The following is a 19,883-nucleotide window of genomic DNA, read 5'->3' as shown; positions in this document are numbered from 1 at the left end:
ATCAGGCGAGGTGAGGGGTGTTCGACGGCAAATCGATCCTCATCGTCGATCACGATTCCGCGCGACGACACTTCCTTGCCGCAAGGCTGGGCAACGCCGGCCATCGGGTGGTGGAAGCGATCGGCAATAGCGCGGCACTCGCTGCCCTCGACAGCGGCGCATATGCGCTGGTGCTGGTCGGGTTGGCGAGCGAGGATAGCATCGCGCTGGCGCATGCGATCCGCGACGACGGCGGCGAAGACGCGATCGTGCCCATCCTCGCGTTCAACGGACCGGCGTCAGACGCGATCGCCGAGCGAATGTTCGCCGCCGGGATCGATGGGCATATATCCGGGACGGCCACGCCGGAGGCGTTGCTCTCGGCCCTGCAGCCGTGGCTCACGGATGACGATCCCGAGGCCGAGCGGCGCGGTCGCATGGCGGCGATGTTCGGCCGAGCGGCGTTCGATGGCCTGCTCGCCGGCCTCGCCCAGCAATTGGCGGAAGCGCTGGCGATGCTCGGCGGCGATGGCGAGCAAGCGTGCGCGCACCGGATCGCCGGGCTGGCGGGCACGCTCGGCTTCGCCGACGTCGCGGCGAGCTGGCTCCGCCTGTCGCTCGGAGACGGAACGGCGCGGCGGCGCGCCCGGCTGATGGCCGTTCGGGCGCTCCGCGCGATCGGGCGCGAACGCGCGATCGGGCGCGAACGCGCGGCTGCCTTCGATCAGCCCTCGGTCAGGTCGCGATAGGCGACGACGTCGTCGCGCGTCTGGATGAACAGGCCATCCTGCCGCTCGTCGGGCTCGGCCGCCGCGATCGCGAGCGCCTCCGCGAGCGATCCGTAGATCAACGTCTCCGCCGCGCCATCCTCGTCAAGGTGATAGAGACGGACGGCCGCGTCGATGGAGATGGTACGCATCGCCCTCTCCTACGCGCCCTCATCGCGTGGAGAAAGCGGCTGCGTCAGGCGACCAGCGCGGCGGTGCCGCAGCGCACGCCGTTGATCTGCACGTCGGCCTGGCCGAGATGAATACCAAGGAGGTCGAGCAGCGGCGAAAGCAACTGGTCGACCAGCGGTGCGGCCAGATCCAGGATCGGCTTGATGAGCGGTCCGATCGTCAGGTCCGGCAGGCTGAGCGGCCCAACCGCCACGCCGATGGCGAGCTTGCTGTCCAGCCCGGTCGCGATCGCCGAGACGGTGCCGCTGGACGAAACCGTCTTGACCGCGCGCGCGGCGATCTCGGTCGAGTTGAACGGGACGCTCTGCCAGGTCGCGTCGCTCAGCGGGATGGTGGCCGATGCGGTCGCCTTGATGCCGAGGATATTGACGATCGTGGCCGGCGTTTCGGCCGGGATCACGCTCATGTTGGACAAGGCCGTCGTGTTGACGTCGGCGATGGAGGCATGCCCGAGCGAGGGCAGCACCGACAGGATGGCGCTCTGGCCGGCGGCGGCGCTGCAGCTGATGCTCGACAGGCGCGCCTGTGCCGCCGCCAGCTCGACATAGACGGGCAGCCGGATCCCGGAGATGCCGAGGAGCTGCAGCGCGGGCGAGGACAGCAATTGGACCTCCAGATAAAGCCGCGATTGCGCCGTGCTCACGATCGTATCGCCGGTGCTGGTCACGGACAGCCACGGCGAGCTTGCGGTGCGATTGCCGACGGCAAGCGTCGTGTTCACGCTGGCGAGGCCCGGGATCAGGCCATTGAGCGAGAGCGACATCTGTCGCGCGCCGCCGGCCGTCTGCAATGTCGCCTGCAGGAACTGGTTGAGGCCCAGCAGAATGGCCTGGCCGCCGCTCGTGCGATCCTGCGCACCGAGCGAGCCCAGGTTGACGAGCAATGCCGGCGAGATCGTCGTCGACACGACGCTGCCGGCGAGCTTCGCCACCGCCGATGCGGCCGCCGCATTGCCGCCGGTGGTGAGCGTCGCGGCCAGCGCGTTGAGGAGGTGCGGCAGCGTCGTCGTGGTCTGCAGCACCTGTGTGTACGACAGGCCGGTCAGCTTGAGCTCGGTGCGCAGCGCGTCGACGAAGGAGAACAGGTCGAAATTGGCGGTGGCGAGCGCGTTATAGTCGGCGACGCTCAGCGAAATCGTCGAGCCGGTCAGCGCCGACAGCAATTGGTTGCCGATCCCGCCATTCAGCGAGGCCGCGCGCGAGCCGAGCGAGAAGGCGGCGAGATCGGTACGCACGGCCGTGGCGTTGCGGCCGATATGCACCGATGTCAGGCCGAAGATGCGGCCGAAATAGAGCGGTGCGTTCTCCTTCAACGTCACGCGCGCCGCGTTGGCCGTGCCGCCGGCGGTGAAGCGCGCTGCCGCCGCCACCGTCGGATCGGGGCTGTATACGCCGGTGACGATCGTCAATGTAACCGGCTGGCGCGGGTTGTTGGCATCGATCGCCGCCTGCGCGGAGGTGGTCGCCGTGGAAAGGTTTCCCGCCGCCGACAAGGCCGCCGCGTCGGCGATCCCCTGCAGCTTGCGGCTCTCCGCGTAGAGCGAGCCGAGATCGACCGCGAGCGCCATCGCCGCGGTCGCGATCGCCAACGCCGCCGCCGTCAGCAGCGTGACGCTGCCCCGCCGATCGCAGGCAAGCCCCGACCGGAGCCGCTTCACAGGCCGCCGAGGCGGACGGCGGCCAACCGCTTGATAAGCTTCGACGGAAGCGGGACGAGGCTGAGGTTCAGGAAGCCGTCACGGCTGCCGTCATAGCTGACGTTGACCGTCACGATGCCGTTCGCCTCGGCCACGGTGGCGGTCGCACGGGTCGGGTCGAGACCGACCGCGGGCAGATCGATGCTGAAGGCGGCGAGTGCGAGCGACTGCCGCTCGGCCGCGGTCAGCCCCGGCAACGCCGCGCGCGCAGTATCGTTTGCGACCTGCTGCACGGCGTGCGCGCGCCAGAAATAGCCGCCATAGCCAGCGATGCCGAACAGGATCGTAAGCAGCAACGGCGCGACCAGCGCGAACTCGAGCACGGCGAGGCCACGCGTATCGCTCGCCAGCTTCTTCGCCGATATCCGCCCGATCGCCATGACGTTCGATTACGCCGCCATCGGCTAAGCGCCCGATCATGCGGCGACAGCGTCGATTGCAGACAATGCGCAGCGTCGTCGCGAGGCGCCCAGGCGTTCCAGCGCCGATCTTAACGGATACTCACCGCCCGGGATGCAGACTTTCGGAAGTTGCCGGCCGTTGCCAGACCACCCACTGGCGCTGTTCGTCGCGCCGCATCGGGATTCCGCACCGTCGGCACACGCTGACGACGCCGTCGTCGGTCAGCTTCGCGCGGCCCCGCGATCGGCGGTGCTTGAGCAGCTTGCAGACAAATTTGCCGACGATCGCTTCCACGCTTTTGCACCGACTCGGAGGAAAGCACGAAACACTACCAGCCGTTTCGGATTATGCTGCAACGCAACATCCGTCAACGTGAGAGCGGCAAGTCGCTGTAACCTTTAGCGCACCATGGCCGCGCTCGCCACACCGCGTTGCTCGTTGACGCAGGCAAGCGCGCTGGATTGGCGAAGCGGCGGCGCCTTCGCTAAAGCGACGGACATGACCGAACTCGCTCCGCGCCTTGCCATCCAGATCAAACGCCTGCCCCACGGCGACGGCCTGCCGCTGCCGGCCTATGCCAGCGCGCATGCCGCGGGAATGGACGTCGTGGCGGCGGAGACGCTCGATCTCGCCCCCGGCGCACGGCGTGCGGTGGCCACCGGCTTCGCCATCGCCATTCCTGCCGGCTATGAAGTGCAGGTCCGTCCACGATCGGGCCTCGCGCTCCGCCACGGCATCACCTGTCTCAACACGCCCGGCACGATCGACGCCGATTATCGCGGCGAGGTGAAGGTGCTGCTGGTCAACTTCGGCGACGCGCCCTTCCCCATTCGGCGCGGCGAGCGCATCGCCCAGTTGGTGGCGGCGCCCGTGACGATGGCAGCGTTCGTGGAGGTAGAGATGCTCGACGCAACGGTGCGCGGCGAAGGCGGCTTCGGCTCGACCGGGCGTTGACCACGCTCGGCGATGCGCAGCTCGAACGCTATGCGCGCCACATCATCCTGCGGGAGATTGGCGGCGCGGGGCAGATGCGGCTGCTCGGCGCGCATGTCGCGCTGGTGGGAGCCGGCGGCATCGGCGCGCCGGCCATCCAGTATCTTGCCGCCGCGGGCGTCGGTCGGCTGACCCTGATCGACGACGATGCGGTCGCGCTCTCCAACCTGCAGCGGCAGGTGCTGTTCACCACCGCCGATGTCGACACGGCGAAGGTGGACGCGGCGGCGGCGGCGGTGGCGCGCCTCAACCCCGACGTCCGGGTCGAGGGGCATTGCGTCCGCCTCGACGCCGATAATGCCAGCACGCTGCTGGCCGGCGCAGACGCGGTGATCGACGGATCGGACAATTTCGAGACGCGGCTGATCGTCGCCGACACCGCACATGAACTTCGCGTGCCTCTGATCTCGGCCGCCGTCGGCCAGTTCGACGGCCAGCTGGCGGTCTTTCGCGGGTGGGAAGCCGGCAAGCCCTGCTATCGCTGCCTGGTGGGCAGCGATCCGGGCCGGCCGGACATTTCCTGCGCCGATCAGGGCGTGCTGGGCGCGCTGACCGGAGTGCTGGGCAGCCTCGCCGCGATCGAGGCGGTCCGCGCGATCGTGCCGTTCGGTGCCGATCCCGCCGGCACCCTGCTGCTGGTCGATGCACTCGCCTTCCGCTTCCGCACCATCGCCCTGCCCAAGGATCCCGGCTGCCGATGCGCGGGCTGACGATCATCGTCGCCGGCGACGACCCGCAACGCTTCGGCACCGCGCTCGCGATGGCGGCCGCGCACGCCGCGCTGGGTGGCTCGACCAACCTGTTCGCCGATGGAGCGGCGGTGGTGCTGCTGGCAGGCCTGACCGAGGATCGCAGGGCGCTGATCGATACCGCACTGGAACTGGGTGTAAGGATATTGGCCTGCCAGACCGGGTTGGCCGATACTGGCCTGGCCTTTGCTGCGCTCGATCCGCGGATCGAGGCGGGCGGTCTGGTCGGTGTGCTGGCAGCGATCGGGGATGATCGGCTGGTCGTCGTTTAAGCCGGGGTTAATCATGTGCTGTTGCGTGGGAAGCACAGGGCATGCGCATTCGCTTCAAGCCTGACATATTGCCCATGACAACCCTCCGGACCATCGTCTAGCACAGCATCACGAGCAGCGGCTAAGGCCATGGTTCGGGGAGGCCGAGGCCCCGCACGTCGTACCGAAAGGGGTTCGACGTAAGCGTGCGGGCCCGGCGACATCAAAGGGGGCTGACGAGTGATCGTCATGCAGGCGCCCGGGCCGCATCGTCGGCCCGGGCGTTTGTTTTTGAGGCGGCCCGCTCGTTCGCGCGTTTCTTCCTCGCAATGCAGGAGAATGCGCATGGCCAGCCAGCCTCTGACACCCGAAATCCCGACCGAGGCACCGATGGACGATCCCATCCCGACCCCGACCGACCCGATCCCGCCCGAGCCCAGCGACCCGGTGAGCGTACCCGGCACGGCGCCCTCGGACTGGTAACGCGATCCTAATGAAACCGGCGGAAGATGCCGGCGTGATTCCGCTCCGCCTCATCTTCCGCAGTCGCTGGGCCGCCTTGTTCTGGGCCGGTGGCATCTGCTGGACCGCAGTGAGCTTCGCAGGCGGCGGCGACCGCGGCACGCTCGATGCCGCGACCAGCGCGACATCGAACCAGGCGCAGGCAAGCGCGCTGCTCGCCGAGGACGAGGACTAAAAGGCGTATGTCGGGTGAGCGGTCGAGCGGCGACGACGCAGCATCCCACCGAGCAATCCGAACCCCGCCATCATCGCCACCCAGCTGGCAGGCTCGGCGACGTCCGACGTGACCGTCAGCCGCGTCGCCAGCAGGCCAGCCGACTGATAGTCCAGGCTGACCCCACCCGAATGATCCTCCGCGAAATAGCCGGTCAGGAAGTAGCCGGTGCTATCCGGCGCCAGATCGAACGTTCCCAGCTCGCGATAATCGGCAGAGGTGAAGCCGAGCGAGTGCAGGCTGATGTCGAAATTATTGAAATAGTCGGTCGAGTCGCCGAAGAATAAGCCGCAGCACACCTGATAACTATCGTATTCGGCGCGAAACGAGAGCGTTTTCGCTGCCGAGTCCTTCGTTGCCAAGCCGTAATTGCTCCTGGATATTTCGGTTCCGAAGCTGTCGCCTGTGGTCGGGTCGTAGGAATAAGGCTGGAAAAACTCGTCGACGCGCAGCGCGTAGCTATAGCTTCCGACCGTGATCGAGGCCGTGACGGGCGTCGAGGTATCAGCCTGATACAGCCCACCGCCGCCGGCCAACGAGCCGGCTGCGCCGGACGTATAGACGCCGGTCGGTGCCGCATCGTCGACGACATAGGTCAGCGTGAACGCGGCATCCAGCGGCAACGTGGCGCCATAATAAGCGTAGGGGTCGTAGACATCGTCGGTGACGACCCCCGTGACACTATAGGTATATTTTGTGGCGGAAGCCGCCGTGGCCCCCAGCACCATCGCGCAGGCAAGAGCCGCGCCGAACGATGGACGAAGGCGCATGGCAACCTCTCCCGACTGGTCCGCAGGCCTTATCGTCCTGAAAATCCTCAGAGTCGAGTCCGGATCGGCCCTTTTCTCAAGCCGCGCTCAGACCAGCCGGCTCTGCTTCACCGCCGCCGCGATGAAGCTCTTGAACAAGGGATGCGGATCGAACGGCTTCGACTTCAGCTCGGGATGGAACTGGACACCGATGAACCATGGATGGTCCGGCCGCTCGACGATTTCGGGCAGGGCACCGTCGGGCGACATGCCGGAGAAGACCATCCCTGCCTCCTCGAGCGCGGGCCGATAGTGGACATTGACCTCGTAACGGTGACGATGCCGCTCGGAAATCTCGGTCGAGCCGTAGATGCCCGCGACATGGCTGTTGCCTGCCAATGTACCCGGATAGGCGCCGAGCCGCATCGTGCCGCCAAGGTCGCCGCCCGCCGCTCGCTTTTCCAGGCCCTCGGCCGTCATCCATTCGGTGATGAGCCCGACGACGGGTTCGTCGGTCGGCCCGAATTCTGTGGTGGACGCGCTGGCGATGCCGGCGGTGTTCCGCGCGCCTTCGATGCACGCCATCTGCATGCCGAGGCAGATGCCGAAATAGGGGACGCGCCGCTCGCGCGCGAAGCGGACGCTGGCGATCTTGCCCTCGCTGCCGCGCTCGCCGAACCCGCCGGGAACGAGGATGGCGTGAAGCGGCTCCAGCTTCGAAGCGATCTCGCTCTCATCCTCAGCGAACAGTTCGGCGTCGAGCCAGCGGATGTTGACCTTGACCCGGTTGGCGATGCCGCCGTGGACCAGTGCCTCGTTGAGCGACTTGTACGCGTCCGCCAGGCCGACATATTTGCCGACGACGCCGATCGTCACCTCGCCCTCGGGGTTCTCCAGCCGCTCCATGATGTCGCCCCAGCGGCGCAGATCGGGCGCCGGCTCGAACGGCAACCCGAACGAGCGCAGCACCGCGCCGTCGAGGCCGGCGGCATGATATTGCGACGGCACCGCATAGATGCTCGATGCGTCGAGCGCGGGGATCACCGCCTCCTTGGGCACGTTGCAGAACAAGGCGATCTTGGCGCGCTCATTCTCCGGCAGCGGATGCTCGCAGCGGCACACCAGCACGTCGGGCTGGATGCCGAGGCTGGTCAGGTCGCGCACGCTGTGTTGGGTCGGCTTGGTCTTCAATTCGCCCGCGGCGGCGATGTACGGCACCAGCGTCAGGTGGACGAAGCAGGTCTGGTCGCGGCCGAGATCGTTCCGGAGCTGGCGGATCGCCTCCATGAACGGCAGGGATTCGATGTCGCCGACCGTGCCGCCGATCTCGCACAACACGAAATCGAGATCGTCCACCTCGGCGCGTGCGAACTCCTTGATCGCGTCGGTCACGTGCGGGATCACCTGGACGGTCGCGCCCAGATAATCGCCGCGCCGTTCGCGCTGGATGATCGACTGATAGATCCGGCCCGACGTCACATTGTCGCTCTGCCGCGCCGAGACGCCGGTGAAGCGCTCGTAATGGCCGAGGTCGAGATCGGTCTCGGCCCCGTCGTCGGTGACGTACACCTCGCCGTGCTGATACGGGCTCATCGTGCCCGGATCGACGTTGAGATAGGGATCGAACTTGCGGAGGCGGACCCTGTAGCCACGCGCCTGGAGCAGCGCCGCGAGCGACGCCGCCATCAGGCCCTTGCCAAGCGAGGAGACCACGCCGCCGGTTATGAAAATGAACCGCGCCATGGGAATTGGGGCCTAGCGTGCCGAATCCGGCGGAAGCAAGGGGCTGTCCAGAGAAAGTTGCTCCATCGCCCTGCCCCGACCGAAGCCGGGCTTAGTGAGCGAGCGGAATACCGTTCGTGGGCTTCGGCGCGGGCGCCGGAGCGGCGCTGCGGCTCTTGACCAGCGACGTGTCGATCGTTGCCGGCGAATGCTGCATCGTGGCGAGCGCGGCGAGGCCGATCGAGAGCACGACGAACACCGACGCCAGGATCGAGGTGGTGCGCGTCAGGAAATCGGCGGCGCCGCGCGCGCTCATCAGCCCGGCCGGATTGCCGCCGGACGCGAGGCCCCCGCCCTCCGAGCGCTGCATGAGGATCACCGCAACGAGCGCGGCCGCGACGAGCGCGTGGATGACGAGAAGGAAGGTCAGCATGGGTCGCGCCGCTACAGGAAACGGGCCTGCCGGGCAACCTCAGGCGGCAAGCGCCAGCACCGCGAACGTCGCGAGCCAATGCTCGCCCGCATAATTGTCGGCGATGTGCGGCAGCGCGGCCGCGAGGTGCTTGTCCGCCGTGGCCAGCGCGCGGGCGTGGGCCGGGTGTTCCTGCCCCAGCGCGCCGGCGATCCGACGCCACGCCCAGGCCCTACTCAGGTTGAGGCCGTCGAGATGCGCGATCTTGCCATCGGCGCGGTCGGACACGATTGCGGGGCCGAACAGCGTCGCGGGCTCACCGGCGCCGGCGCGCGGCAGGAAGGCGTCGAACCACGTCGCGAACGCTGCCGGCGCCAGCGTGTCCGCCATCAGCAGCGCCTCGCTGAGCGCCGACGACAGGAACTCGTCGCCGCCTGGCTCCCACGCCTGGCAATCGTGGTCCTGGCCGAACCAGTCGCGCGCCCGCGCCTCGATCAGCGCGGCCAACGGCGCGTCGTGGGTCATCGCCCAGTCGCGTGCCAGCGTGAGCGCGAAGGCGGTGTTGAAATGGGTGCCGACGCGGATCGGATAGGTCAGCTTCGGCAGATGCGCGGCGAAGCGCGCCGCAATGACCCGCGCCAGCGGTTCGAGCGTGGCGCCCCAGCCTGCCGCGTGCCGCACCGCCTCGCCGTGCAATGCCAGCGCCCACGCCCAGCCATAAGGCCGTTCGAAACCGAGCGCCGAGGGACGCTCCAGATAAGCGAGTTCGCCCGCCATTTTCTCGGGCACCAGCATCTCGTCGGCCGCGGCGCGGACGGCGGCAGCCGCCGGCATGTCGGGGAACAGCCGGACGAGCGTCAGCATCTGCCACCAGCCGTGGACGCAGCTATGCCAGTCGAAGCTGCCGTAGAAGACAGGGTGCAGCACGCTCGGCCGCGCGACGTCGGCTGCGCCATCGATCACATGTTCGAGCTTGTTCGGAAATTCGCGCCGGACATGCCCAAGCGTGAGCGTGGCGAAGCGGTCGGCAATCTCGGCGGTCAGGATCATCGGGGAAAGGCCAGAAAATAGAGAAGGAGGAGGTTGGCGACGAACATCAGCAAAGCGGTCGGCGCCTGCGCGCGGATCACGCCGTAGCGATTGGGCAGCTCCAGCAGCGCGGCCGGCACGAGATTGTAGTTCGCCGCCATGGGGGTCAGCAGCGTACCGCAGAAGCCGCACAGCATGCCAAGCGAGGCGACCGCCGCCGCCGTGCCGCCATGTCCCTGGATCAGCAGCGGCACGCCCACGGCAGCCGCCATCACCGGGAAAGCGGCGAAGGCGTTGCCCATCAGGACCGTGAACACCGCCATGCCGATCGCATAGGCCAATACGGCGGCAACGAGGCTGCCATGCGGCAGCGCGCGGCCGAGCAGACCGCCCACGACCTCGCCGACGCCGGCCATCGCGAACACCACGCCCAGCGCCGAAAGCATCTGCGGCAGAACGAGCGCCCAGCTGATCGCGTCGGCCAGCCGACGCCCCTCTTCCAGCGCGGCAATCGGTGCAGGGCGGAGCCACGCCATGCAGACGATCAACGCGATCAGCGTGCCGAAGCCAAGTGCCACCAAGGTCGTCTGCTTGGGGTCGATCAGCGCCGGCATGTGACGGAAAGCGAGCGCGCCGATCAGGGCGACCGCTGGCACGATCAATGCGGCGGCGAACAGCCGGTTGCCATGCCGCACGGCCAGGGCCTGGCGCTCGCCGGGCGTGGTCGTCGCCGGCACGCCGCGGCCGAGCCCAGGTGCTGCGACCGCCACCAGCGCCAGCACGAGCACGCCGTTGCCGACGTCGCCCAGCCGGTCGCCGGCGAGGAAGCTCAGCGCCAGCAAGCCCCAGAACAGCCCGTTGGCATAACGGCGCGGATTGGCACGGTCGCGCCAGCCGGCGATCGCATAGGCGCCGAACATCAGGCCGCCGAGCGTGTAGACGAACGGCAGGCCGATCATCGCCGCCGCCCGCGCGCCAGCCGCCGGTCGAGCAGCATCAGCCGCGCCCCGTGCAGGAGGAAGGCGCACACCGCGCTCGGGATTGCCCACGACAAGGTGAGCGGATCGATCAGGATGCCATAATGTTCGAGAAAGCCCTTCATCAGCAGGATCGAGCCAATGGCGAGGAAGATGTCCTCGCCGAAGAACACGCCGACATTGTCGGTCGCCGCCGCCAGCGCGCGGATGCGGGCGCGCGGCTCGGGCTCGATCACACCCTGCTTCTCGGCGGCGCCTTCCGCCATCGGCGCGAGCAGCGGACGCACCGTCTGCGCATGTCCAGCGATCGAGATCAGGCCGACCGCCGCGGTGAGCTGGCGGAACAGCAGATAGGCCATCAGCAGCCGGCCGACCGTCGCCCCGTGCAGCGAAGCGATCAGCGCACGGGCGCGTTGCTGCAGGCCATAACGTTCCAGCAGCCCGATCACCGGCAGCACGACGTAGATCACCGAGACATAGCGATTTTCGTTAAAGGCGTGTCCGAAGGAACCGAGGATCGCCAGCGGCGTCATACCAGCCGCAAGCCCGGTCGCGGCGGCGGCGATTGCGATGACGGGCAGCGGATTGAGCCGCAGGGCGAATCCGGCGACGAGGAACAGAATGCCGATCAGGACGATCATGGTGCGAACGACGAATGCATCGCACCGATTTGCCGCGTCGCAGCGCAAGGGGCAACCCTTGCCGACGCATCGGCGCTCACCTAGCTATCGCGCATGATACCGGCCGCGTCTGTTCCGCTGATCGACGCCTTCGGGCGGCGCATCACCTATGTTCGAATGTCGGTGACCGACCGCTGCGATCTGCGCTGCCGCTACTGCATGGCCGAGGCGATGACCTTCCTGCCGCGCAGCGCGGTGCTGAGCCTCGAAGAAATCGCGGCGATCGCGGATGCGTTCATCGCGCGCGGGGTGCGCCGCATCCGCCTGACCGGCGGCGAGCCGCTGGTGCGGCGTGGCCTGCCCGATCTCGCCCGGATGATCGGCCGCCATTTGTCGAGCGGGGCGCTCGACGAGCTGACGCTCACCACCAACGGCGTCCGCCTTGCGGAGCTGGCGCAGCCGCTCGCCGATGCCGGCATCCGTCGCATAAACGTCAGCCTCGACAGCCGCGATGCGGAGCGCTTCCGCCATGTCACGCGCTGGGGCGATGTGGCGAAAGTGCTGGACGGGATCGCCGTCGCGAAAGCGGCCGGGCTTCAAATCAAGATCAACATGGTCGCGCTCAAGGGCATCAACGACGACGAGATTGAGCCGATGCTGCGCTGGTGCGCCGCGGAGGGGCACGATCTCACGCTGATCGAGACGATGCCGCTGGGCGCGATCGACGAGGATCGCACCGATCGTTACCTGCCGCTGGATGGCGTGCGGCGTCGGCTGGAGGATCGTTACACTCTGGTCCCGCTCCTGGAGCGCACCGGCGGTCCGGCACGCTATGCACGCGTCGTCGAACTCGACGCGCGAATTGGCTTCATCACGCCGCTCACTGGAAATTTCTGCGCGGGCTGCAACCGCGTGCGCCTCACGGCCGAGGGGAAATTGTACATGTGCCTGGGCCAGGAGGATCATGTCGATCTGCGCGCCGTACTGCGTGAGGGCGGCCCGGATGCACTGGACGCGGCGCTCGATCGCGCGATGGCCGCCAAGCCGTTCGGCCACGATTTCGCGATCGAACGGCGCGCACCCGCCGTCGCACGCCATATGAGCGTCACCGGCGGATGAGCGAACGTTTGATGGCGCTCGCCGCCTCTCCGACCGACGCGGCGCAAGCCGCCGCCGTCGAGCTGCGCCGCCGATACGAATGGGTCGATCCGCGCAAGGCCGACCTGATCGTCGCGCTGGGCGGCGACGGCTTCCTGCTGCAGACGTTGCACGCGATGCTCGACCGGCACCGCCCGGTGCCGGTATTCGGCATGAACCTCGGCACGGTCGGCTTCCTGATGAATTCGTGGAGCCCCGATCTGCTCGAGGCGCGGCTGCTCGCCGCCAAGACGATCAAGGTGCCGCCGTTGCGCATGGAGGCGGTGACCGTGGAGGGCGAGCGGCACACCGTGCCGGCGATCAACGAGGTGTCGCTGCTGCGCGAGACGCGTCAGGCCGCCTCGATCGAAGTCTGCGTCGACGGGCGCGTGGTGCTGCCCGAGCTCGTCTGCGACGGCGTGCTGGTGGCGACGCCGGCCGGCTCGACCGCCTATAATTTCTCGGCCCACGGGCCGATCCTGCCGCTCGAAAGCGCGCTGGTGGCGCTGACGCCGATCAGCCCGTTCCGCCCGCGGCGCTGGCGCGGCGCGATCCTGTCAGACCGCACGCGCATTCGATTTCGCGCGCTCGATCCGGTCAAACGCCCGGTCAGCGCGGTGGCGGATCAGCGCGAGGTGCGCGATATCGACACGATCGAAGTGACGATCGATCGCTCGAATCCGCTCACCCTGCTGTTCGATCCCGAGCATGCGCTCGACGATCGGATCGCGATGGAGCAGTTCGCAATCTGAACGGCTTGATTTCGTTTGCGGCTGCGGTATAGGCGCCGCCTCCGCCGGGGCGCCAGCGCGCCCCTGTTCCCCGGTAGCTCAGTGGTAGAGCGTTCGACTGTTAATCGAATGGTCGCTGGTTCGAATCCGGCCCGGGGAGCCACTACCGCCTGATTATCGGCGGTAATCGGCAGAGTTCTTGACCATCAATGACTGACCTTGCCGAGGGCCAGCTATCGCCTAGCGGGCCGCCGCCGTTCGCGTCGCAACGCCGCCGGTCTGCAGGATGTGATGCGCGCGCGCGAACAGCTCGTTCTTCTTGAACGCAAGCACCCGACGCATCTGCACGATCAGTTGCAGCGATCCCGCGCGATAGCTGTGCCACTCCTCCTCGATGCACGCGGTCGGCCAGTCCACCACGTGCTGCGAATAGGCCGAACGCAGCCGATGCGATTCCTGGAAGAACAGGCCGACCAGTTCCTTCGCGTCCGCCGTGCCGAGTTCGGTCAGCGGGCCGAGAATGTCGCGCTGTTCGGCGGTCAGATACGCCCTGACAGCCGAGGAAAGCGCCATGCGCTTCATGCTGAGATCGTAGCTGCTGGGCGGCCCGCCAAGATCGAGCAACGCGGCCAATTCCTCGCCGCGACCGGCCAGGATCTCCAATGCTTCCAGTGCTTCACGCATATCGGCCTCCTGCCATAGGGGCCGGCTTAGCAATGCCGGGATAAAGCTTTCGTAAGCGGCGCCCGGCTTTCTGCGTAAAATGCGTGAAGCCTGGCCCAGGGCGCGGCGTCCTACCCAGGCGTGGCTCGCCGTAAAATACACGCCGGCGGAACGAATCGGCGCGCCGGGCTTTCCGGCGAGCGATGTTGGCTCCCTCCCCAGCGCGCTCGTGCGCCCGCATGATCGCCGCCTGATCGATGGCCGAGCGCAAGAGCGACGATCAGGATCATCCCGCCAAGGCCGAGGATCGCACCGGCGACAATGGCCGCAAGCTCGACCGCGAGGGTGGTTCGGGCGAAGCCGCGAAGGATGACGGCGAAGACAAGGGCGACGACAAGCCCGAGAACGACAAGCCGCCGCTCTACAAGCGCCCGCTCTTCTGGATCGTCGGCGGCATCGTGCTGGCGCTGCTCATCGTGGGCGGCATCCTCTATTGGCTGCACGCGCGCCGCTACGTCTCGACCGACGATGCTTTCGTCGACGCGCATATCGTCCGGCTCTCCGCGCAGACCTCGGGCAAGCTCGTGCGCGTTCCCGATTACGACAATCGCCACGTGCCGCAGGGGCAGTTGCTGGCGGTGATCGAGCCGGGCACGCCGGCGGCGCAGCTCGAGGAGGCGCAGGCGAGCGTCGCGCAGGCGGATGCGCAGATCCAGCAATCGCAGGCGCGCGTGATCTCGGCGCAGGCGACGTTGCGCCAGCAGGCCGCCAACGCCATCGCCCCCGCCGCACAGGCGCTTCACGCCTCCCACGATTATCAGCGTTACGCGGCGCTGCAGCGGCTCGATCCGGCGGCGGCGGCGGCGACGCAGGTCGAGCAGGCGCGCACGCAGGCCGAGAGCAACAACGCGCAGGCGCTCGCCGCGCAACGCCAGGTCGATACCGCGCGCGCCGACGTCGCCGCCGCGCGCAAGGAGGTGAAGGCCGGCTATGCCCAGCGCGCCGCCGCGCTCGCCCGCGTACGCGAGGCGGAGGTCGTCACGTCGTATCTGCGCGTCGTCGCGCCGGTCGCGGGCCAGGTGGTCAACCGGCAGGTCAATGTCGGCAGCTATGTTGCGCCCGGCCAGCAGCTGATGGCGCTGGTACCCGAGACGATGTGGGTCACCGCCAATTTCAAGGAAACCCAGCTCAAGAACATGCGGCCGGGCCAGCATGTCGATCTCCGCATAGACGCTTATCCCGGCGTGGTGTTCGCAGGGCATATCGACTCGATCCAGAACGGCGCCGGCCAGGCGTTCGCCTTGCTGCCGGCGCAGAACGCCACCGGCAATTACGTGAAGGTCGTCCAGCGCGTGCCGGTGCGCATCCTGTTCGACGGGGCCGAGTGGCGCCGCTATGCGATCGGCCCCGGCATGTCGGTCGTGCCGCGCGTCACGGTGCGGTAGGATGGCCGCCGCCAAGGGCTGGACGAACGCGCGCTCGGCGGCCGGGCGGCACAATCCGTGGCTGATCGTCGGCATCATCTCGATGGCGACTTTCATGGAGGTGCTCGACACCTCGATCGCCAACGTCTCGCTCGATCATATCGCCGGCGGGCTGGCGGCGAGCCAGGACGAGGCGGCGTGGGTGCTGACCTCTTACCTCGTCTCGAACGCGATCATCATCCCGATCTCGGGCTGGCTGAGCGACGTGATCGGCCGCAAGCGCTATTACATGATCTCGGTGGCGCTGTTCACGCTGTCGTCGCTGATGTGCGGCCTGTCGCCGAACCTCGGCACCTTGATCTTCGCGCGCATCCTGCAGGGCATTGGCGGCGGCGGGCTCGCGCCGTCGGAACAGTCGATCCTCGCCGACACCTTCCCGCCCGAGCAGCGCGGCAAGGCGTTCGCGGCCTATGGCGTGGTGGTGGTGTGCGGGCCGATCCTCGGGCCGACGCTGGGCGGCTGGATCACCGACAATATCAGCTGGCACTGGATCTTCCTCATCAACGTGCCGGTCGGCATCCTCAGCCTCGCGCTGGTGCAGGCGTTCCTGCAGGAGCCCAAGGCGCTGCAGGACGAGCGCAAGGCGCTGCTGAAGAAGGGCCTCAACGTCGACTATATCGGCTTCGTGCTGGTGGCGCTCGGGCTCGGCTGCCTCGACATCACGCTCGATCGCGGCGAGCGCGACGACTGGTTCGGCAGCGGCTTCATCACAACCACCGCGATCGTCTCGGCGGTGTCGCTGGTGCTGCTGGTGGTGTGGGAGCTCAACCGCAAGGATCCGATCGTCAACCTGCGGCTGCTCGGCAATCGCAATTTCGGGATCACCACGCTCTTCATGTTCGCCGCCGGCATGGTCATCTTCGGAACGACCCAGCTCATCCCGCAATTCGCGCAGCAGGTGCTGGGCTATACCGCCACCAATGCGGGGCTCGCGCTCACCACCGGCGGCATCGCGACGTTGCTGATGATGCCGCTCACCGGGGTGCTGTCGGGCCGGGTCGATACGCGCTTGCTGCTGGTGCCCGCGCTGGCGCTGCAGGCCGCCGCCTTCTTCGTCATGACCGGCTGGAACTCCAGCATCGCCTATGGCGACATCTCCACCGCGCGCCTCATCTCGGCCGCGGGGCTGCCGTTCGTGTTCATCCCGATCAACGCCGCCGCCTATGTTGGGCTCAAGCCCGACCAGACCAACCAGGCCTCGGCTTTGCTCAACGTCGCGCGCAATCTCGGCGGCTCGATCTGCATCTCGCTCGCGCAGGCGGGGCTGATCGAACGCGGACAGGTCAATCAGAGCTACATTGTCGAGGGGCTGAGCCCGCTCAATCCCAACTACAATCAGGGTCTCGACCAGCTCGGCCAGACGATCGGGAACGTATCATCAAGCGGCAACGAGAATCTCGGCGCGCTCTATCAGCAGGTCCAGACGCAGGCATCGACCTTGGCCTATATCGACGTCTTCCACGTCCTGATGATCTTCGTCCTGCTCATCATTCCGCTCGCTTTGTTCCTGCGCCAGGGCAAGGCCGGCGCCGGGGCGCACGGCGGATGAGGCGTGCCCTCTCCCTGCTCGCGCTCGCTCTCGCCGGCTGCGCCGTCGGGCCGAACTATCGCGCGCCAAAGCCGGCCGCGCCCGCCCAATATGGCGAGGCGGAGGCGCCCTCGTCAGCGCCGGCCGCCGACCTGAATGGCTGGTGGCACGCTTATAACGATCCCAAGCTCGACCGGCTGGTCGCGATCGCGCTGGCGGACGGGCTCAACGTCAAGCTCGCCGCCACGCGCATCGGCGAGGCGCGCGCGCAGGAACGCGTCGCCCGGTCGCAATTCTTCCCGCAGATCAACGCCAGCGGCGGGGTCACGAGCGAGCGGTTCAGCAAGAATGCCGGCTTCAGCTCGATCGCGCAGGCGCTGGGCGACGGCGGCGCGAGCGGCGGCAGCACCGGCGGATCGGGCGGCGGCAGCAGCGGCGGCATCGCCTTGCCCGGCGGGTTCATCACCACCTACGCGGCCGGGTTCGACGCCAGCTGGGAGCTCGACGTCTTCGGTGGCGTCCGCCGCCAGGTGGAGGGTGCGCGCGCACGGATCGAAGCGGCGGTGTGGAACGCCCGCGACGCGCAGGTCAGCCTCGTCGCAGAAGTGGTCGACGATTACATGGCGATGCGCCTGGCGCAGGAGCGCGAGACGATCGCCCGGCAGGAGGTCGACCGCCAGACGCGCAATCTGCAGATCATGGGCGAGAATGCCAAGGTCGGGCTGACGCCGCAGGGCGACATCATCCGTCAGCGCGCACAGCTTGCCCAGGCCCAGGCGTCGGTCGGGCCGATCGTCGCCGAGGGCAAGGCGGAGATGCACGCCATCGCCGTCCTGCTCGGCAAGACGCCCGATGCGATGATCGTCGAGCTGTCGGTGCCGCGTCCGCAGCTTCCGGCGCCGCCGGCGGTGCCGCCCGGTTTGCCGTCCGATCTGCTGCGCCGCCGCCCCGACATCCGCGCGGCCGAGCGCAATCTGGCTGCATCCACCGCCGATATCGGCGTCGCGGTGGCGGACCTTTATCCGCGCTTCAACCTGACGAGCATGGCGCAGCTCATCTCGACCGCGCTCGGCAATCTGTTCACCGCCGACAGCGCGCAGGTGATGGGCGCCGCGCAGGCGACCTTCCCCATCCTCGATTTCGGGCGCCGCACCGGCACGGTCACGCTACGCAAGGCGCAGGCGGACGAGAGCTATGTCCAATATCAGCAGACCGTCCTCGGCGCCTTCCGCGATGTCGAGGATGCGCTGATCCGCATCCGCACCGAGCAGCAGCGCAACGTCGCGCTGAAGGCCGGCGTCGTCGATGCCCAGCGCGCGCTGCAGGCGGTCGACGCGCGCTATCGCACCGGGCTGGTCGATCTGACTTCGGTGCTCGACGCGCAGCAATCGGTGCTGAGCGACCGCGACCAGCTCGCGCAGAGCGACGCCCAGCTCCGCCGCGACCTGATCTCGCTCTACAAGGCGCTGGGCGGCGGCTGGGACGGGATGCCGGCGGTCGACGGTCCGTCGGCCAAGCCGATGACGCCGGACTATAGCGCGCCGAAGCACAAGTGAGGCGCGAGGCCGCCCGCACCGTGCTGCGCTGGCTGCTCGCGGCGGCATTCCTCTACGTTGGCTACAAGCATGTCAGCCGGCCCGATTTCTTCCTGCCGATCGTGCCCGATTGGGTGCCGTCACCTCGCCTGACCGTGATCGCGACCGGCTGGTGCGAGGTCGCCGGCGCGATCGGCCTGCTCGTGCCGCGGCTGCGCTGGATCGCAGGGGTGATGCTGGCGCTCTATGCCGTCTGCGTGTTCCCGGCGAACATCAAGCATGCCGTCGATCATGTCCGCGTCGGCGGCGGCACGCTCGGCTGGTGGTATCATGGCCCTCGCCTCGCCTTTCAGCCGGTGATCGTCTGGTGGTGCCTGTTCGCGGGGCGCGTGATCGATTGGCCGTTCGGTCAGAGTACCAGATCGAGCTGACCGACCTCGTCCTGCTCGGCGTCGCTGCACAGGCTGGACAGCGCGAGGCCCAATAGTCGCACCCCCTTCGGCACCGGCAGCAAAGCCGCCAGCAGCGCCTGCCCCGCCCCGCCGATGCCCGCGCGATCGCCGACTGGTGATACGAAGCTGCGCGCGCGCGTGATCTGGTGGAAATCGGCATATTTCACCTTGAGCGTCACCGTCCGACCCTTCGCCTCGGATCGGTCGATCCGCTCCATCAGCGCGTCGAGCACGCGCTCCAGCGCCTCCGCCAGCGCGGCTGGATCGGCAATGTCCTCGAAGAAGGTCCGCTCGGCCCCCACCGACTTGCGGATGCGGTTGGCGCGCACCGGCCGCCCGTCGATCCCGCGCGCGGCGCCGTAGAGATAGTCCGCGAAGCTGCCGAAGTGGCGTTCGAGGAACGGCAGGCTCTGCGCCTTCAGGTCGGCGCCGGTCGCGATGCCCAGCCGCGCCATCCGCTCGGCGGTCTTGGGCCCGACACCGTGGAAACGCGCCACCGCGAGCTGCTCGACGAACCCCGGTCCGCGGTCGGGCGGGATGACGCACAGTCCGTCGGGCTTGTTCTGGTCCGACGCGAGCTTGGCGATGAACTTGTTGTACGAAACGCCGGCCGAGGCGGTGAGCCCGGTCTCCGCTTTGATCCGTGCTCGGATTTCGCGGGCGACGGCGGTGGCGTTGCCGGTGCCCGATACGTCGAGATAGGCCTCGTCAAGCGAGAGCGGCTCGATCAGCTCGGTATAATCGGCGAAGATCTCGCGGATCTGGTGGCTGATCGCGCTGTAGACCTCGAAGCGCGGCTTGACGAAGATCAGGTCGGGGCAGCGCCGCCGCGCGGTGGACGAGGCCATCGCCGAGCGAACACCGAAGACGCGCGCCTCATAGCTCGCCGCCGCCACAACACCGCGCTCGCGCGATCCGCCGACCGCCACCGGCCGGCCGCGCAACGCGGGATCGTCGCGCTGCTCGACCGACGCATAGAAGGCATCCATGTCGACATGGATGATCTTGCGCAGTTCCCCGCCGCCATCCCGTTCCCGCGCGTGCGCGTCGTCCATGGCCCGAGGCTATAGCACGAGGCG

24 protein-coding genes and 1 tRNA gene are annotated in these 19,883 nt (G+C 68.0%); 13 read left to right on the top strand and 12 right to left on the bottom strand.

Annotated features, from left to right (window positions below; all coding sequences use genetic code 11):
* The first annotated feature begins 17 nt into the window (after window positions 1-17).
* Window positions 18-728, top strand: a complete 711-nt coding sequence (locus tag K8P63_RS10160) for a response regulator (protein ID WP_223799676.1) — start codon at window positions 18-20, stop codon at window positions 726-728.
* Here the strand turns inward: K8P63_RS10160 and K8P63_RS10155 are convergent.
* The 4 genes from K8P63_RS10155 to K8P63_RS10140 all read right to left on the bottom strand — a co-directional run bounded on the left by K8P63_RS10155 (window position 704) and on the right by K8P63_RS10140 (window position 3,330).
* Window positions 704-898: a hypothetical protein gene (locus K8P63_RS10155; protein WP_223799675.1), complete on the bottom strand. Its 195-nt coding sequence runs from the start codon at window positions 896-898 to the stop codon at window positions 704-706. The genes K8P63_RS10160 and K8P63_RS10155 overlap by 25 nt on opposite strands.
* A 44-nt stretch (window positions 899-942) precedes the next feature.
* The gene (locus K8P63_RS10150; RefSeq protein WP_223799674.1) at window positions 943-2,595 is read right to left on the bottom strand and encodes a TadG family pilus assembly protein; all 1,653 of its coding nucleotides are present in this window, start codon (window positions 2,593-2,595) and stop codon (window positions 943-945) included.
* Window positions 2,592-3,014: a TadE/TadG family type IV pilus assembly protein gene (locus tag K8P63_RS10145; RefSeq protein WP_223799673.1), complete on the bottom strand. Its 423-nt coding sequence runs from the start codon at window positions 3,012-3,014 to the stop codon at window positions 2,592-2,594. The genes K8P63_RS10150 and K8P63_RS10145 overlap by 4 nt, the downstream gene beginning before the upstream one ends.
* Window positions 3,015-3,135: 121 nt before the next feature.
* Window positions 3,136-3,330: a hypothetical protein gene (locus K8P63_RS10140; protein ID WP_223799672.1), complete on the bottom strand. Its 195-nt coding sequence runs from the start codon at window positions 3,328-3,330 to the stop codon at window positions 3,136-3,138.
* 204 nt (window positions 3,331-3,534) lie between these two features.
* Between K8P63_RS10140 and dut the strand changes: the two genes are divergently transcribed.
* From dut to K8P63_RS10115, 5 genes are all read left to right on the top strand, one after another.
* Window positions 3,535-3,990 carry a dUTP diphosphatase gene (gene dut, locus K8P63_RS10135; protein WP_223799671.1) on the top strand — a complete coding sequence of 152 codons (456 nt, stop codon included), beginning with the start codon at window positions 3,535-3,537 and terminating at the stop codon, window positions 3,988-3,990.
* Window positions 3,987-4,739 carry a HesA/MoeB/ThiF family protein gene (locus tag K8P63_RS10130; protein ID WP_223799670.1) on the top strand — a complete coding sequence of 251 codons (753 nt, stop codon included), beginning with the start codon at window positions 3,987-3,989 and terminating at the stop codon, window positions 4,737-4,739. The genes dut and K8P63_RS10130 overlap by 4 nt, the downstream gene beginning before the upstream one ends.
* Window positions 4,727-5,050 (top strand): peroxiredoxin, encoded by a 324-nt coding sequence (locus K8P63_RS10125; RefSeq protein WP_223799669.1) that lies wholly within the window; start codon window positions 4,727-4,729, stop codon window positions 5,048-5,050. The genes K8P63_RS10130 and K8P63_RS10125 overlap by 13 nt, the downstream gene beginning before the upstream one ends.
* 324 nt (window positions 5,051-5,374) lie before the next feature.
* The gene (locus K8P63_RS10120) at window positions 5,375-5,512 is read left to right on the top strand and encodes a hypothetical protein (RefSeq protein ID WP_223799668.1); all 138 of its coding nucleotides are present in this window, start codon (window positions 5,375-5,377) and stop codon (window positions 5,510-5,512) included.
* Window positions 5,513-5,522: 10 nt separating this feature from the next.
* Window positions 5,523-5,726, top strand: coding sequence for a hypothetical protein (locus K8P63_RS10115; RefSeq protein ID WP_223799667.1), 204 nt, complete (start codon window positions 5,523-5,525; stop codon window positions 5,724-5,726).
* Here the strand turns inward: K8P63_RS10115 and K8P63_RS10110 are convergent.
* The 6 genes from K8P63_RS10110 to K8P63_RS10085 form a co-directional block, all read right to left on the bottom strand.
* Entirely contained in the window at window positions 5,723-6,535 is an 813-nt protein-coding gene (locus K8P63_RS10110; RefSeq protein ID WP_223799666.1) for a PEP-CTERM sorting domain-containing protein, read from the bottom strand. The two genes, K8P63_RS10115 and K8P63_RS10110, sit on opposite strands and share 4 nt — an antisense overlap.
* 87 nt (window positions 6,536-6,622) lie before the next feature.
* Window positions 6,623-8,257, bottom strand: a complete 1,635-nt coding sequence (locus K8P63_RS10105) for a CTP synthase (protein WP_223799665.1) — start codon at window positions 8,255-8,257, stop codon at window positions 6,623-6,625.
* A 91-nt stretch (window positions 8,258-8,348) separates the two neighbouring features.
* Entirely contained in the window at window positions 8,349-8,669 is a 321-nt protein-coding gene (secG, locus tag K8P63_RS10100) for a preprotein translocase subunit SecG (RefSeq protein ID WP_223799664.1), read from the bottom strand.
* Between the two features lie 39 nt (window positions 8,670-8,708).
* Window positions 8,709-9,698, bottom strand: coding sequence for a DUF2891 domain-containing protein (locus K8P63_RS10095; RefSeq protein ID WP_223799663.1), 990 nt, complete (start codon window positions 9,696-9,698; stop codon window positions 8,709-8,711).
* Window positions 9,695-10,636: a DUF979 domain-containing protein gene (locus tag K8P63_RS10090; protein ID WP_223799662.1), complete on the bottom strand. Its 942-nt coding sequence runs from the start codon at window positions 10,634-10,636 to the stop codon at window positions 9,695-9,697. The genes K8P63_RS10095 and K8P63_RS10090 overlap by 4 nt, the downstream gene beginning before the upstream one ends.
* Window positions 10,633-11,295 carry a DUF969 domain-containing protein gene (locus tag K8P63_RS10085; protein ID WP_223799661.1) on the bottom strand — a complete coding sequence of 221 codons (663 nt, stop codon included), beginning with the start codon at window positions 11,293-11,295 and terminating at the stop codon, window positions 10,633-10,635. Before K8P63_RS10085 ends, K8P63_RS10090 begins: the two co-directional genes overlap by 4 nt.
* Window positions 11,296-11,388: 93 nt before the next feature.
* Between K8P63_RS10085 and moaA the strand changes: the two genes are divergently transcribed.
* From moaA to K8P63_RS10070, 3 genes are all read left to right on the top strand, one after another.
* Window positions 11,389-12,393 carry a GTP 3',8-cyclase MoaA gene (gene moaA / locus K8P63_RS10080; protein ID WP_223799660.1) on the top strand — a complete coding sequence of 335 codons (1,005 nt, stop codon included), beginning with the start codon at window positions 11,389-11,391 and terminating at the stop codon, window positions 12,391-12,393.
* Window positions 12,390-13,163, top strand: a complete 774-nt coding sequence (locus K8P63_RS10075) for an NAD kinase (protein ID WP_223799659.1) — start codon at window positions 12,390-12,392, stop codon at window positions 13,161-13,163. Before moaA ends, K8P63_RS10075 begins: the two co-directional genes overlap by 4 nt.
* A 67-nt stretch (window positions 13,164-13,230) precedes the next feature.
* A tRNA-Asn gene (locus K8P63_RS10070) sits at window positions 13,231-13,305 on the top strand.
* A gap of 77 nt (window positions 13,306-13,382) precedes the next feature.
* Here the strand turns inward: K8P63_RS10070 and K8P63_RS10065 are convergent.
* Window positions 13,383-13,967 (bottom strand): hypothetical protein, encoded by a 585-nt coding sequence (locus K8P63_RS10065; protein WP_223799658.1) that lies wholly within the window; start codon window positions 13,965-13,967, stop codon window positions 13,383-13,385.
* A 95-nt stretch (window positions 13,968-14,062) separates the two neighbouring features.
* Here K8P63_RS10065 and K8P63_RS10060 point away from each other — a divergent pair, with 95 nt between their 5' ends.
* The 4 genes from K8P63_RS10060 to K8P63_RS10045 are packed head-to-tail and all read left to right on the top strand — an operon-like array spanning window position 14,063 to window position 18,783.
* Window positions 14,063-15,250, top strand: a complete 1,188-nt coding sequence (locus tag K8P63_RS10060) for an HlyD family secretion protein (RefSeq protein ID WP_223799657.1) — start codon at window positions 14,063-14,065, stop codon at window positions 15,248-15,250.
* Window position 15,251: 1 nt separating this feature from the next.
* A complete protein-coding gene (locus K8P63_RS10055; RefSeq protein WP_223799656.1) occupies window positions 15,252-16,838 on the top strand; it encodes a DHA2 family efflux MFS transporter permease subunit in 1,587 nt (528 codons plus the stop codon).
* Window positions 16,835-18,373 carry an efflux transporter outer membrane subunit gene (locus tag K8P63_RS10050; protein ID WP_223799655.1) on the top strand — a complete coding sequence of 513 codons (1,539 nt, stop codon included), beginning with the start codon at window positions 16,835-16,837 and terminating at the stop codon, window positions 18,371-18,373. Before K8P63_RS10055 ends, K8P63_RS10050 begins: the two co-directional genes overlap by 4 nt.
* Entirely contained in the window at window positions 18,370-18,783 is a 414-nt protein-coding gene (locus K8P63_RS10045; protein WP_223799654.1) for a DoxX family protein, read from the top strand. Before K8P63_RS10050 ends, K8P63_RS10045 begins: the two co-directional genes overlap by 4 nt.
* Here K8P63_RS10045 and dinB read toward each other — a convergent pair.
* Window positions 18,762-19,859 (bottom strand): DNA polymerase IV, encoded by a 1,098-nt coding sequence (gene dinB, locus K8P63_RS10040; protein ID WP_223799653.1) that lies wholly within the window; start codon window positions 19,857-19,859, stop codon window positions 18,762-18,764. The genes K8P63_RS10045 and dinB overlap by 22 nt on opposite strands.
* Between the last annotated feature and the right edge of the window lie 24 nt (window positions 19,860-19,883).

This window comes from Sphingomonas nostoxanthinifaciens, assembly GCF_019930585.1.
Lineage (GTDB): Bacteria > Pseudomonadota > Alphaproteobacteria > Sphingomonadales > Sphingomonadaceae > Sphingomonas_I > Sphingomonas_I nostoxanthinifaciens.
Note: the sequence above shows the minus strand (reverse complement) of the source record. Positions and strands in the feature narration are given on the sequence as shown.